This window comes from Streptomyces flavofungini (genome assembly GCF_030388665.1).
GTDB classification, from domain to species: Bacteria; Actinomycetota; Actinomycetes; order Streptomycetales; family Streptomycetaceae; genus Streptomyces; species Streptomyces flavofungini_A.
Genome location: NZ_CP128846.1, coordinates 1,193,188 through 1,209,131 on the forward strand (window position 1 = coordinate 1,193,188; position 15,944 = coordinate 1,209,131).

The window sequence follows — 15,944 nt, forward strand, 5'->3', positions numbered from 1 at the left end:
GCAACAACCCCTACCCTCCCCCTACGGACCCCTTGAGGAATTTCCAGGAATTACTTTCAGGAGACGCCGAGTTCGTTGTCGATGAAGTCGAACATGTCATCGTCGTCGGCGTCTTCGAGCTGGTCCGCGATGGCGGCCCCGGCGTTCCCGGCGGGCTCGGTGGTGTCGAGCCTGCCGAGCAGCGCCCGCAGCCTGCCGCGCACTGCGGTCCGTTCGTCGCCTGTCAGGGCGCCCGCGGCCAGCGCCGCTTCCAGTCCGGCAAGCTCGGCGATCACCCCGCCCGGCCGCGCTCCCGCGACCTGTTCTGTCGGCTCCGTGCCGCTCGGCAGGCTCTCGTCCAGGTAGGAGGCGAGTGCCGCCGGCGACGGGTAGTCGAAGATCAGGGTGGCGGGCAGGCGCAGTCCGGAAAGGGAGTTCAGCCGATTCCGGAGTTCCACCGCGGTGAGCGAGTCGACGCCCAATTCCAGGAATCCACGGGTGGCCCCTATTGCCTCGGGCCCGGAATGCCCGAGCACCGCCGCCACATTACCCCGCACGGCGTCGAGCAGGGCCCGTTCGCGCTCCTCGGTGGAAAGTCCCGCCAATTCCCTGACGAGGGCGGGGCCCGTGCCGCCCGGCTCGGCCGCGTTCCCGGAGCGCGCGAGCGCCCTGTCGACGCGGCGGGCCGGGGCGGGCACCAGGTCCGCGAACACGGGCTGTACGCCGTCGGGGCCGGCGGAGGCCCGCAGGGACGCGGTGTCCAGGCGCAGGGGTACGAGCACGGCGGGGGCGGCCTGGTCCCGCGGCGGTGCGGGGGTCGACGGGGCGGAGGTCAGGGTCACGGCGGCGTCGAGCAGTGCCAGGCCCTCCCGCGTGGACAGTGCGGCGACGCCACCGCGCGCCATGCGGCCCAGGTCGGCGCCGGCCAGCTTGCCCGTCATGTCGCTCTCCTGCGCCCACAGGCCCCAGGCGAGGGAAGTCGCCGGAAGTCCCTGGGCCCGGCGTACGGCCGCGAGGGCGTCCAGGACGCTGTTGGCGGCCGCGTAGTTGCCCTGGCCCGGGCTGCCGAGGACTCCGGCAGCGGAGGAGAACAGGACGAACGCCGACAGGTCCAGGCCGGCCGTCAGCTCGTGCAGGTTCAGAGCGGCGTCCACCTTCGCGCGCAGGACCGTGTCCAGGCGCTCCGGCGTCAGCGAGGTGATCACACCGTCGTCGAGTACGCCCGCGACGTGCACCACACCCGACAGCTCACCCCCCACCCGCTCCAGCAGGACACCCAGCGCCTCGCGGTCGGCCACGTCACACGCCGCCACAGTGGCATCGACGCCCGACTCAGCCAGCTCGGCGACGAGTTCCGCCGCTCCGGGCGCCTCGTCACCGCGACGCGAGACCAGCAGCAGGTCGCGTACACCGTGCTGCTCGGCAAGGTGCTTCGCCACGACCCGCCCCAGGCCCCCGAAGGCACCCGTGACCAGGACAGTGCCCGCACCGAACGGAGCAGTCACCTCCCCGGCCGGGGTCACGGGGACCCGTGTCAGCCGCGGCACCCACACCTCGCCTTCCCGCACGGCCACCTCGGGCTCACCCGAAGCCAGGACGGCGGCGAGCATCGGCGTGGCCACCGAACCGGTGTTCACGAAGGCACCCAGGTCCACGCCTCCGTGCGCGTCCGTGTGCCTGTCCGCGTCCACGAGGACGAAGCGACCCGGGTGCTCCACCTGCGCCGACCGCACCAGGCCCCAGATCGCCGCCCCCGCAGGGTCGACCTCCTCGTCCGTGCCCCCGGCGTCGACCGCCCCGCGCGTCACGACCACGAGCCGCGCGTCCTCGAACCGCTCGTCGGCGAGCCACGCCTGCACCACGGCGAGGGCGTCGGCCAGCGTCGCGGAGACGGCCTTCGCTCCGGGGAGCCCGGCGCCTCCCGCGTCCGGCGTTCCGCCCGCGCGCCACAGCACCGCTGCGGGCGGTGTCTCCCCGGCCGCGAGCGCCGCGCCCAGGGCGGTGAGGTCCGCGTGAACCCGGGCGGCCGGTACCGCCTCGGTGTCCCCGATGAGCACCAGCGGCACGTCTTCGACAGCCGTACCCCCGGCCTGCCGCTTCCACGTGACGTGGAACAGCGAGTCGCCGACGGGGCCGCGGAGCTGTTCGTCCGAGACCGGGCGCGACACCAGCGAGTCCACGGTGGCGACGACCTGCCCGGCCTGGTCGGCGAGCGTCAGCGTGACGGCGTCGGCTCCGGCGCCGCGCAGGCGCACCCGGACCGCGGCGGCGCCCGCCTGGTGCAGGCGTACGCCGCTCCAGGCGAAGGGCAGCCCGAGGCCCTGGCGTTCGCCGTCGCCGTCCTGCGCTCCGGGCAGCAGGAGGGTGGCGTGGAGCGCGGCGTCCAAGAGGGCCGGGTGCAGGGTGAAGGCCTCGGCGTCCGCGTCGTCCGGCAGGGCGACTTCGGCGAAGACCTCGTCGCCGCGCCGCCAGGCCGCGCGCAGCCCCTGGAACACCGGGCCGTAGCCGTAGCCCGTCCCTGCCAGGCGGTCGTACAGCTCGGCCGCGTCGTCGATGGGCTCCGCGTCGCGCGGCGGCCACTCGGACAGGGCCTGGGGCCCGTCCTCGTCGGCGGCGGGCGCGACGGCTTCGGCGGAGAGGAATCCGGCCGCGTGCCGGGTCCACGGGCCCTCGGGGTCGGCCTCGTCGCGCGAGTGGACGCTCACCGGGGCACGCCCGTCGTCGTCCGCGGCGCCGACGCTGACCTGCAACTGCACCGCTCCCCGCTCCGGCAGCACCAGCGGGGCGGCCAGCGTCAGCTCCTCGAGCACCCCGCAGCCCACCTCGTCACCGGCCCGCACGGCCAGTTCCACGAAGGCGGTACCGGGCAGCAGCACTCGACCACCCACCGCGTGATCCGCGAGCCACGGATGCGTCGCCACCGACAGGCGGCCCGCCAGCAGATGGCCACCGGAGTCCACCAGCGGCACGGCCGCCCCGAGCAGCGGGTGCCCGGCGGCCGCGAGGCCCGTGGCCGACACGTCGCCCGCGCCGCGCACGGCCCCGCTCGGCCAGTATCGACGTCCCTGGAAGGCGTACGTGGGCAGGTCCACGCGACGCCGCGAGCCGACCGGCGCGTACAGCGGCGTCCAGTCGACGTCCACTCCGCGCACGTACAGCTGCGCGAGAGCCGTCAGGAACGTGTCCGGTTCGGCGCGGTCCTTGCGCACGGCCGCGACCAGACCCGCCTGCGCGTCCGGGTCGGTGATCGTGTCGTGGGCCATCGCCGTGAGCACCGCGTCCGGGCCGAGTTCGAGGAGGGTCGACACGCCCTGCCCGGTGAGCGCCCCGAGTCCGTCGTGGAACCGGACCGCGTCCCGCACGTGCCGCACCCAGTACTCCGGGTCCTGGAGCAGCGCGGGCTCCGCCAGTTCACCGGTCACGTTCGACACGACGGGCAGCGTCAGTTCTTGATAGGTCAGTCCTTCGGCGACCTTGCGGAAGTCCTCCAGGACCGGGTCCATGAGCGGCGAGTGGAAGGCGTGGGAGACCTTCAGCCGTCGGACCTTGCGGCCCTCACCCCGCAGTTTCTCCTCCAGGCCCTCCAGGACGGTGAGGTCACCGGAGAGCACGACCTGCGTCGGCCCGTTCACGGCCGCCACACCCGCACGGTCCTCCAGCCCCACCAGCAGCGGCAGCACGTCCGCCTCGGCGGCCTGCACCGCCAGCATGCCCCCACCCTCCGGCAGCGACTGCATCAACCGACCACGCGCAGCCACCAGTCGAGCCGCGTCCTCCAGCAACCACAGCCCCGCCACATACACGGCCGTCAGCTCACCGATCGAGTGCCCGCCCACGATCTCGGGCCGCACTCCGAAGGACTCGGCCAGACGGAACAGAGCGACTTCCACCGCGAACAGCGCAGGCTGCGCATACCCCGTGCGCTCCAACACCTCGGCATCCGCACCGAACATCACGTCCTTCAACGGACGCTCAAGCAGCCCGTCCAGGTGCGCGCACACCTCGTCCAGCGCATCGGCGAACACGGGGAACGCCTCGTACAACTCACGCCCCATCCCGAGCCGCTGACTGCCCTGCCCGGTGAAGACCACCCCGAGACGGCCCTCGACCACCGAGCCCGACACGACCCCCGGGCCGCCGGAGGCCAGTGCCTCCAGGCCGGTCAGGAACTCCTGTCGCTCCCGCCCGAAGACCACGGCCCGGTGCTCGTGCGCGGCACGGCCCGACAGCAGGGACCAGCCCACGTCCACGGGGCTGACTTCGGTGTGCGTCTCCGCGTGTTCCCGCAGTCTCGAGGCCTGGGCTCGCAGGGCGTCCGCGCTGCGGCCCGACACCGGCCAGGGCAGGGCGGTCGCCGGTGCCGCCACCGGAGGAGCGGTCTCGGCGGGCTCGACCGCCTGTGCCTGCTCCACGATCACGTGGGCGTTGGTGCCGCTCACGCCGAACGACGACACGCCCGCGCGACGCGGCGCACCGCCGTCCCGCTCGGCCCACTCCCGAGCCTCCGTAAGCAGCTCGACAGCGCCCGCCGACCAGTCCACGTGGGAGCTCGGCTCGTCCACGTGCAGGGTCTGCGGCAGCATCCCGTGGCGCATCGACATCACCATCTTGATGACACCGGCGACACCGGCGGCTGCCTGGGTGTGCCCGATGTTGGACTTGATGGAGCCCAGCCACAGGGGCCGGTCGGCCGATCGGCCCCTGCCGTACGTGGCGAGGAGCGCCTGCGCCTCGATGGGGTCACCGAGCGTGGTGCCGGTGCCGTGCGCCTCGACGGCATCCACGTCACCCGCGGACAGTCCGGCGCTCTCCAACGCGGCCCGGATCACCCGCTGTTGGGACGGACCATTGGGGGCGGTCAGGCCGTTGGACGCGCCGTCCTGGTTCACGGCCGAGCCGCGGACGACGGCAAGCACCTCGTGCCCGTTGCGGCGCGCGTCGGACAGGCGCTCCAGGAGCAGCAGGCCGACGCCCTCGCCCCAACCCGTGCCGTCCGCCGCCTCCGCGAACGCCTTGCAGCGGCCGTCCGTAGCGAGGCCTCGCTGACGGCTGAACTCCACGAAGGTGTCCGGCGTCGACATGACGGTCACGCCGCCCGCGAGCGCCATGTCGCACTCACCCTGCCGCAGGGCCTGCGCCGCCAGGTGCAGGGCGACCAGGGACGAGGAGCACGCGGTGTCGACGGTGACGGCGGGGCCCTCCAGGCCGAAGGCGTAGGAGAGGCGGCCGGAGACGACGCTGGCCGCGTTGCCCGTGCCGAGGTAGCCCTCGCCTCGGTCGGGGGCCGTGCGCAGGACGTCCTCGTAGTCCTGGCCGTTGGTGCCGGAGAAGACGCCGGTGCGGCTGCCGCGCAGGGTCACCGGGTCGATGCCCGCACGCTCGAAGGCCTCCCAGGCGGTCTCCAGGAGGAGTCGCTGCTGCGGGTCCATGGCCAGGGCCTCGCGCGGGGAGATGCCGAAGAAGTCCGCGTCGAAGTCGGCCATGTCGTGCAGGAAGCCGCCCTCGCGGACGTAGCTCGTCCCGGGGTGGTCGGGGTCCGGGTGGTAGAGCGACTCGACGTTCCAGCCGCGGTCGTCCGGCATGTCGCCGATGGCGTCCTCGCCGTCGCTGAGGAGCCGCCACAGGTCTTCGGGGGAACGGACGCCACCGGGGAAGCGGCAGCTCATGGCGACGATCGCGATGGGGTCGCCGTCCACCGCACCCGTCCGGGACCCGTCGGGCCCCGGGGTGTCGTCGCCGTGCGGGGCGAGGTCGCCGAGGAGTTCGTCGCGCAGGTGCGCGGCGAGTGCTTCGGGTGTGGGGTGGTCGAAGATCAGGGTCGCGGGGAGGTGGAGTCCGCCCGCCGCGCCGATGAGGTTGCGCAGTTCGACGGCGGTCAGGGAGTCGAAGCCGAGGTCCTTGAAGGGGCGGGTCGCGTCGACGGTCTTGGTGGCGGGGTAGCCGAGGACGGTCGCCACCCGGTCGCGTACGAGATCCAGGAGGACCCGGTCGCGTTCCGCCGCCGGAAGCACGGCGAGCCGTTCCGCGAGCGGCAGCTCGGAGGTGCCGGGAGCGGTGGCCGCCGTCCCGCCGCGTGCGCCCGTCGCCGACGGCTCGGTCGGGGCGGTGGGGCTCGTGAGCTGGTCGAACAGGTGGTTGGGGCGGGCCAGGGCGTAGGTCGGCGCGCAGACGTCCCAGTCGACGTCGGCGAGGGTGACCGCGGCCGGCGCCGTGTGCGTGTCGGGTCGCGCGGCGGACGCCAGCGCGGCTGCCATCGCGGCGACCGCGAGGTCCGGCTCCATCGCGGGCATGCCGCTGTCCCGTACGCGCTGCTCCACGACGCCGCCGTCGACGGCCATGCCGCCGCCGGCCCACGGCCCCCAGGCGAGGGACAGCGCGGGCAGGCCGAGCGACCTGCGGTGGTGGGCGAAGGCGTCCAGGAAGGCGTTGGCCGCCGCGTAGTTGCCCTGGCCGCCGATGCCCATGGAGCCCGCGACGGACGAGAAGAGGACGAACGCCGTCAGCTGTTCGTGGTCGTGTGTCAGCTCGTGGAGGTTCAGGGCCGCCTGGGCCTTGGGTCGGAACACGGTGGCGAACCGGTCCGCCGTCTGCCCGTCGAGCACACCGTCGTCCAGGACGCCCGCCGTGTGGAACACCCCGGTCAACGGCACATCGTCCGGAATCTCCCCCAGGACCCGCGCCAGCGCCTCCCGGTCCGCCGCGTCACACGCCGCGATCGTCACCCGTACACCCAACTCCAGCAATTCGTCACGCAGTTCGAGCGCACCCGGCGCCTCCGGCCCACGACGGCTCGTCAGCAGCACATGACCGGCACCCGCACGCGCCGCCCACCGCGCCACATGACCGCCGAGCGCACCCGTGCCACCGGTGATCAGCACCGTGCCGCCGTCGGCCGACCACTCCCCCGCCGGCGCTTCGCCGAGGCCCGCGCCGCCCGAGGGCACGCGCACCAGCCTGCGCGCGAAGACGCCGGAGCCGCGCACCGCCAGCTGGTCCTCACCCGAGGTCGACGCGGCGGCGAGGGAGTCGGCGAGCCGGAGGCCCGACCGCTCGTCGGCGGATTCGGGCAGGTCGACGAGGCCGCCCCAGAGCTGGGGCTGTTCCAGGGCGGCGACGCGGCCCATGCCCCACACGGTCGCCTGCGCGGGAGCCGACGGGCGGTCCGAGCGGCCGGTGCTCACGGCACCGCTCGTGGCCGCCCACAGGGGTGCCGCCACGTCCACGTCACCCAGGGCCTGGAGGAGGGCGAGCACGCCTTCGAGGCCGACGGGGACGGTCGGATGCGCCGAGCCCGCGGAGGGGTCGAGGGCGAGGAGGCAGAGCACTCCCTGGGGGTGGCCGGTGCCCGACTCGGCCTGTGCGTCGATGAGTTCACGGAGCTTGGCGCCGAGTGCGTCCCGGTGGGTCTCGTCGGCGCGCACCGCGATCCGGGTCACGCGCGCGCCACGGGCCGCGAGGCCCGCGGTCGCGGCGGCGATCCACGGGTACGCGTCCTCGTCCGCGGGGGCGACCACCCACCAGGTGCCGTCGAAGGCCGCCGGGGCGAGGCCCGTCAGGGGCTTCCACGACTCCTGGTAGAGCCAGCGTCCGACGGTGGCGGCCTCGCGCCGCTGTCGTCGCCACGACGAGAGCACCGGAAGCGCCTCGCCCAGCGCGGCCACGCCGTCGGCTTCACCCTGTGCGCCCAACTCGGCGCTCAGCGAGGCCAGGTCGCCCCTCTCCACGGCTTCCCAGAAGCGTGCCTCCACCTCGTCGACGCCGAGGCCGCCGCGGCCGACGGGCGCGGCGGACGCGGACAGGTCGAGCCAGTAGTGGTCGCGCTGGAAGGCGTACGTGGGCAGGTCGACGCGGGTGCGGGACTCCACGGGGGCGTACAGCGGCGTCCAGTCGACGTCGCAGCCGCGTGCGTGGAGTTGGGCGAGGGCGGTGAGGAACGTGGCGGGTTCGGGGCGGTCCTTGCGGGCTGCGGCGACGAGACCGGCCTGGGCGGCCGGGTCGGTGAGGGTGTCGTGGGCCATCGCCGTGAGCACCGCGTCCGGGCCGAGTTCGAGGAGCGTGGACGCCTCGAAGGCGGTGAGCGCCCCGAGTCCGTCGTGGAAGCGGACGGCCTCGCGGATGTGGCGGACCCAGTAGTCGGGGTCCTTGAGCTGGGCGGGCTCCGCCAGTTCGCCCGTGACATTGGAGACGACGGGCAGCTTCGGGTCCTGGTAGGCGAGGCCCTGCGCGACGGCGCGGAACTCCTCCAGGATCGGATCCATGAGCGGCGAGTGGAAGGCGTGGGACACCTTCAGCCACCGCACCTTGCGGCCCTCACCCCGCAGCCTCTCCTCCAGGCCCTCCAGGACCTTGAGGTCACCGGAGAGCACCACCTGCGACGGCCCGTTCACGGCCGCCACACCCACGCTGCCGGAAAGGCCTTCGAGCAGCGGCAACATGTCCGCCTCGGCGGCCTGCACCGCCAGCATGCCCCCACCCTCCGGCAACGACTGCATCAACCGACCACGCGCGACGACCAGTCGAGCCGCGTCCTCCAGCGACCACAGTCCGGCCACATACGCGGCCGTCAGCTCACCGATCGAGTGGCCACCGACGATCTCGGGCCGCACCCCGAAGGACTCCGCCAGACGGAACAGAGCCACCTCGACGGCGAACAGCGCGGGCTGCGCGTAGGCGGTCTGCGCCAGCGTCTCGGTGTCCGCCTCCGCTTCCGTCCCCGTGCCGAACATGACGTCCTTCAGCGGGCGCTCAAGCAGCCCGTCCACGTGCGCGCACACCTCGTCCAGGGCGTCGGCGAAGACGGGGAACGCCTCGTACAACTCCCTTCCCATGCCCACGCGTTGGCTGCCCTGACCCGTGAAGACGACCCCGAGACGGCCCTCGACCACCGACCCGGTGACGACCCCCGAGCCGCCGGAGGCCACCGCCCCGAGTCCGGCGAGGAACTCCTCCCGCTCCCGACCGAAGACGACGGCCCGGTGCTCGTGCAGGGCGCGCCCCGAGAGCAGCGACCAGCCGACACCGACAGCATCGAGGTCGTCGTGCCCCGCCACGTGCTCCCGCAGGGTCTCCGCCTGCGCCCGCAGCGCCTCCGCGCCGCGGGCCGACACCACCCACGGCACCACGGGCACAGCCACCGGAGCGGCGCCACCGGGCTCGGCCGCCTCGGCGGGCTCGACGGGCTGCGCCTGCTCCACGATCACGTGGGCGTTGGTGCCGCTCACACCGAACGACGACACGCCCGCGCGACGCGGCGCACCGCCCTGGCGCCCCGGCCACTCCCGGGGCTCCGTGAGGAGCCGGACAGCCCCCGCTTCCCAGTCCACATGGGAGCTCGGCTCGTCCACGTGCAGGGTCTGCGGCAGCACACCCTCGCGCATCGCCATGACCATCTTGATGACACCCGCGACACCGGCGGCTGCCTGGGTGTGCCCGATGTTGGACTTGATGGAGCCCAGCCACAGAGGCTCGCGCCCGGCCGGACCTTCCGGCCGCGTCTGCCCGTACGTGGCGAGGAGCGCCTGCGCCTCGATGGGATCGCCGAGCGTGGTGCCGGTGCCGTGCGCCTCGACGGCATCCACGTCACCCGCGGACAGTCCGGCGCTCTCCAATGCGGCCCGGATCACCCGCTGTTGGGACGGACCATTGGGGGCGGTCAGGCCGTTGGACGCGCCGTCCTGGTTCACGGCCGAGCCGCGGACAACGGCAAGCACCTCGTGCCCGTTGCGGCGCGCGTCGGACAGGCGCTCCAGGAGCAGCAGGCCGACGCCCTCGCCCCAACCCGTGCCGTCCGCCGCCTCCGCGAACGCCTTGCAGCGGCCGTCCGTAGCGAGGCCTCGCTGACGGCTGAACTGCACGAACGTGTCGGGGGACGACATGACGGTCACGCCGCCCGCGAGCGCCATGTCGCACTCGCCCTGACGCAGGGCCTGCGCCGCCAGGTGCAGGGCGACGAGCGACGCCGAGCAGGCGGTGTCGACGGTGACGGCGGGGCCCTCCAGGCCGAAGGCGTAGGAGAGGCGGCCGGACATGACGCTGACCGCGTTGCCGGTGAGGACGTGGCTCTCGATGTCCTGGGGGACGGCGGCCATGCGGGGGAGGTAGTCGTCGCCGTTGGAGCCGACGAAGACGCCCGCGCGGGTGCCGCGCAGCGTCGTCGGGTCGATGCCCGCGCGTTCGAACAACTCCCATGATGTTTCCAGGAGTTGGCGCTGCTGCGGGTCCATGGCCAGGGCCTCGCGCGGGGAGATCCCGAAGAAGTCCGCGTCGAAGCCGCCCGCGCCGGACAGGAACCCGCCCTCGCGGACGTAGGTCTTGCCCGCGCGGTCGGGGTCCGGGTCGTAGAGCTCGGCGAGGTCCCAGCCGCGGTCGGCCGGGAACTCGCCCATGGCGTCCCGGCCCTCGGCGACGAGGCGCCACAGGTCCTCGGGGCCGCGCACCCCGCCGGGGAAGCGGCAGCTCATCGCGACGATCGCCACAGGGTCGTCGTCGGCGGACACGGGGGCGGTGGCGGCGGTGCCGCGGGGCTCGGTCGCGGCCGCGTCGGCGCCGAAGGTCTCCGTGGCCAAGTGGGCCGCGAGGACGGTGGAGTTGGGGTAGTCGAAGACGAGGGAGGCGGGCAGGCGCAGGCCCGTTGCCGCCTGGAGGCGGTTGCGCAGTTCCACGGCGGTGAGGGAGTCGAAGCCCAGCTCGCGGAAGGCCCGGCCCGGGTCGACGGCCTCGGCGGCGGAGTGGCCGAGGACGGCGGCGGCCTGGGCGCGGACGAAGGTGACGAGGGCCGCCTCACGCTCCGCCCCGGGCAGGGGCGCGAGCTGCCGTATCCAGTCGGGGCCGGAGACGGCGCGGCCGCCCGTGGCATCGGGGGCGGTGTCCGCGGGAGCGGCGGTCCGCTCCCGCACCTCGGGGATCGCGGCGAAGAGGGGGTTGGGGCGGGCCGCGACGAAGCCGGGCAGGAAGGTGTCCCAGTCGACGGCCGCGATGACGACACTGGCGTCGCCGCGCTCGACGGCGTCCCGCAGGGCGGCGACGGCCCGCTCCGGCGGCATCGGCGGCATGCCGTCGCGCCGGGTCCGCTCGGCGCGCACGGCGGTGTCGGCGAGCCCCGCGCCCTCCCAGGTGCCCCAGGCGACGGAGGTCGCGGGCAGGCCGTCGGCGCGACGCTGTTCGGCGAGGGCGTCCAAGTAGGCGTTCGCGGCGGCGTAGTTGGCCTGACCGGCGTTGCCGAACGCGCCCGACGCCGACGAGTACAGGACGAACGCGTCCAGGTCCAGGTCCCGGGTCAGGTCGTGCAGGGCGGTGGCCGCCGGGGACTTGGGGCGCAGCACGCCATCGAAGCGTTCGGGGGTGAGGCCGTCCACGGTCCCGTCGTCGAGGGTTCCGGCCGTGTGCACGACGGCCGTGAGGGGCGCGTCGGCGGGGATCCCGGCCAGGACCCGTGCCAGGGCGTCCCGGTCGGCCGCGTCGCAGGCGGCCAGGGTCACGCGGACGCCGAACTCCTCCAGTTCGGCGCGGAGTTCGGCGGCTCCGGGCGCGTCCGGGCCCCGCCTGCTCGTGAGGACGAGGTGCTCGGCGCCCGCCCCCGCGAGCCAGCGGGCGACGTGCCCGCCGAGCGCGCCCGTGCCGCCCGTGACCAGGACGGTGCCGCGGGGCGTCCACGGAGTGCCGCGGGTGAGGTCGGCGCCCGCCGCCTCACCGCGGAGCAGGCGCCGTACGAACACGCCGGACCCGCGCACCGCGAGCTGGTCCTCCACGGCGCCGTCCGCCCGAGGCCCGTCAAAGGCCGCGGTGAGGATCGCGGCGAGGCGGGCACCGGCCCGGGTGTCGTAGGAGCGCGGTACGTCGACGAGTCCGCCCCAGCGGTCGGGGTGTTCGAGCGCCGCGGTCCGGCCGAAGCCCCACAGGTGGGCCTGGACGGGGTGGTCGAGCCGGTCGCTGCGCCCCGTGGACACGGCGCTCTCGGTGAGGGCCCACAGCGGGGCGTCGGTGCCGGTGTCACCGAGGGCCTGCAGGAGGGCCAGGGTGGCGGCGAGCCCGGCGGGCACGGCTTCGTGCCCGGCCAGGGGGGACTCGTCGAGGCCGAGGAGGGAGATGACTCCGGTGAGGGGCGCGGTGGGGGTGGGCGCGGCACCGTCGGCGTCGGGGGTTGTCTCGGTGCTGTCCGAGCTGGTGTCGGGGGCGGGCACGGCTCCGTTGCGGCCCGCGTCAGCCGTCGGCCCGTCGGCGCCTCCTCCCGCGGCGTCGGATCCGGCGCCCCTGTCCCGCGTGCCCCCGTCGGCCGCCGCACCGCCGCCACCAGCCGCGTCGCTCCCGGGTGCCGCGCCCTCGGCAGCCTCCCGCAGCCGCTCGGCCAGCAGTTCCCGCGTCGCCTCGCCCGCCGCCAGGCGCAGCTCGACCGGCTCCGCCCCCGAGCGGGTCAGGGCATCGGCGACCCCGGCCGCCCACGGGTGGTCCGCGGCGCTCTCGGGCAGGACGATCAGCCAGCGGCCCGCAAGGCGGGCCGTCGGCAGGTGGCCGGCGGGCAGGGGCTGCCAGGTGGTCCGGTAGCGCCAGCTGTCGATGACGGCGCGCTCGCGGCGGCCGCGGCGCCACGCGGACAGGCCGGGCAGGACCTCGCTGAGCGCGTCCTGGGCGACGTCACCGAGCGTGGACGTCAGCTGGTCGACGTCCTCGCGCTCGACGGCCTCCCAGAAGCGGGCCTCGGCCTCGTCCGCGGCGGCGGGCCGCGTGCCGCCGGAGGGGCGTTCCTCGGTCAGCCAGTAGTGGCGGCGCTGGAAGGGGTACGTGGGCAGGTCGACGAGGGCGCGCTCGCCGGGCAGCAGGGCGTGCCAGTCGAGTTCGGCGCCGTGGGCGTGGGCCTCGGCGATGGAGGCGAAGAGGCGGTCCGCGCCGCCCTCGTCACGGCGCAGCGAGCCGAGGGTGGCGGCCGGGATGTCCGTCCCGTCGACGGTGGCCTGGACGGGCACGGTGAGGACGGGGTGCGGGCTCATCTCCAGGAACAGGGTGTGGCCCTCGGCGAGGAGGCCGCGGGTGGCGTGTTCGAAGAGGACGGTGTGGCGCAGGTTGCGGTACCAGTAGTCCGCGTCCATGAGGGTGTCGTCGGTCAGCCAGTCGCCGGTGAGCGTGGAGTACAGCGGCACGTCGGGCGAGCGGGGCGCGACGGGGGCGAGGACCCGCGCCAGGTGCTCCTCGATGGCCTCGACGTGGGCGGAGTGGGAGGCGTAGTCGACGGGGATGACGCGGGCGCGGATGTCGCGGGCCACGCAGCTCGCGACCAGCTCCTCCAGGGCCCCGGTGGCGCCGGAGACGACCACGTGCGAGGGGCCGTTGACGGCGGCCACCGACAGGTCGTCGCCCCACTGGTCGAGCATGGCGCGCACCTGCTCCTCGGGCAGGGGCACGGAGACCATGCCGCCGCGGCCGGAGAGTTCGAGGATGGCCTGGCTGCGCAGGGCGACCACCCAGGCCGCGTCCTCCAGGGACAGCGCGCCCGCCACGCACGCGGCGGCGATCTCGCCCTGGCTGTGCCCGACGACGGCGGCGGGTTCGACGCCCGCGGCCCGCCACACGGCGGCCAGGGACACCATCACGGCGAACAGGACCGGCTGGACCACGTCGACGCGGTCGAAGTTGTCCCCGCTCAGCTCCTCGAACAGGTCCCAGTCCACGAACGGGCCGAGCGCGTCCGCGCACTCCCCCATGCGGTCGGCGAACACCGGTGAGGAGTCGAGGAGTTCACGGGCCATCCCGGCCCACTGCGAGCCCTGCCCCGGGAACACGAACACCGGGCGGACCGTGCCGCCCTGCGCGCGGCCCGCGACCACGTTGCGCGCGGTCGTGTCGCCCTGCGCCAGCGCCTGAAGCCCGGCGAGCAGCTCGTCGCGGTCCCGTCCGACGACGACACCCCGCTGCTCGAACCGTGACCGCGCCACCGCCAACGACCAGGCGACGTCGTCCGGTTCGAGTCCGGGACGCGCCAGCAGGTGCGCCCGCAGCCGGGCGGCCTGCGCCCGCAGGGCGGGCTCGGTCTTCGCCGAGAGGGACACGGGGACGAGGCCGGGGACGACGCCAGGGGCGGCAGGGGCGGCGGGGGCGGGGTACGGGTCGAGGTCGGCGGCGAACGCGGACACGGCGTCGGGTACGAGAGCGGGCTCGGCTGCGGGGGCGGGCTCAGCCGCGAGAGCGGGCTCGGCGGCCACGACCGGCTCGCCCTGCGCCGCGCCCCCGGCCTCCCCCGCCGACGTCTCCTCCCCCGCCGACGCCCCCTCCGCCACCGGCGTCTCCACCGGCGCCTGCTCCACGATGAGGTGCGCGTTCGTACCGCTCATGCCGAACGACGACACGCCCGCGCGCCTGGGCGCCCCGTCGGCCCGCTCGGGCCAGGCCCGCGCCTCGGTCAGGAGTTCCACGGCCCCCGCGGACCAGTCGACGTGCGAGGACGGCTCGTCCACGTTCAGGGTCTTCGGCAGCAGGCCGCGGTCGATCGCCTGGACCATCTTGATGACACCGGCGACGCCCGCGGCGGCCTGGGTGTGGCCCACGTTGGACTTCAGCGAGCCGAGCCAGAGGGGTTCCTGGTCGGCGGGGCGGTCCTTGCCGTAGGTGGCGATCAGGGCCTGGGCCTCGATGGGGTCGCCGAGGGTGGTGCCGGTGCCGTGCGCCTCGACGGCGTCCACGTCGGCGGGGGCGAGACCCGCGTCGGCGAGGGCAGCGCGGATGACGCGCTGCTGGGCGGGCCCGTTGGGGGCGGTCAGGCCGTTGCTCGCGCCGTCCTGGTTCACGGCCGAGCCGCGCACGACGGCGAGGACCTTGTGGCCGTTGCGGCGCGCGTCGGACAGACGCTCCAGGACGAGCATGCCGACGCCCTCGCCCCACGCCGTGCCGTCCGCGGCCTGCGCGAAGGGCTTGCAGCGGCCGTCGGGAGCGAGGCCCCGCTGACGGCTGAAGGCCAGGAAGGAGCCCGGTGAGGCCATGACGACGACGCCGCCCGCGAGGGCGAGGGCGCACTCGCCCTGCCGGAGCGCCTGCACGGCGAGGTGCAGGGCGACGAGCGACGACGAGCAGGCGGTGTCGACGGTCATGGTGGGGCCCTGGAGACCCAGGGTGTAGGCGATGCGGCCGGACGCGACGCTGGCGGCCGTGCCCGTGACGAGGTAGCCCTCCAGGCCGTCACCGGCGTCGCTGAGACGGGGGCCGTACTCCTGGGTCTCGGCGCCTACGAAGACGCCGGTGCCGGAGTCGCGCAGGGTGGTGGGGTCGATGCCCGCGCGCTCCAGGGCTTCCCAGGAGGTCTCCAGGAGGAGGCGCTGCTGTGGGTCGGTCGCGAGGGCCTCGCGGGGCGAGAGGCCGAAGAAGTCCGCGTCGAACTCGCCCGCGTCGTGCAGGAAGCCGCCCTCGCGGACGTAGCTGGTGCCGGGGCGGTCGGGGTCGGTGTCGTACAGCCCGTCCAGGTCCCAGCCGCGGTCGGCGGGGAAGCCGGAGATGGCGTCGGTGCCGTCGGCGACCAGCTGCCACAGTTCTTCGGGGGTCTCGACGCCGCCGGGCAGGCGGCAGCTCATGGCGACGATGGCGATGGGCTCGTCGTCGGCGCGGCGGGCCGCGGCGGGCACGTAGGACGCGTCGGCGCTGTCGAAGAGTTCGGCGCGCAGGTGGCGGGCGAGGGAGTCGGCGCTCGGGTAGTCGAAGACGGCGGTGACGGGCAGCTTGAGGCCGGTGGCCCGCTGGAGTCGGCGGTGCAGCTCCACGGCGGTCAGGGAGTCGAGGCCGAGGTCGAGGAAGGGGCGGGAGAGGTCGCCGGGCGCGCGGGTGCCGTCGGCGCCGCCGAGGACGGCGGCGACCTGCTCGGCGACCACGGCGCGCAGCCGCCGTTCCTGCTCCGCGCGCGGGCGGCCGTCAAGGGTGGCTCGCAGATCTTCCGGCTGGGAAGGGGCCTTTGGGTGAGGCCGGGCCTCCGGGTGAGAATGGGCTGCGAA

At 74.8% G+C, this 15,944-nt stretch carries 1 protein-coding gene; it reads right to left on the reverse strand.

Features of this window, described 5'->3' with window-relative positions:
• Positions 1–56 precede the first annotated feature (56 nt).
• Complete coding sequence (locus QUY26_RS04805; RefSeq protein WP_436840268.1) at positions 57–15,824, reverse strand: type I polyketide synthase; 15,768 nt, start codon at positions 15,822–15,824, stop codon at positions 57–59.
• Positions 15,825–15,944 lie beyond the last annotated feature (120 nt).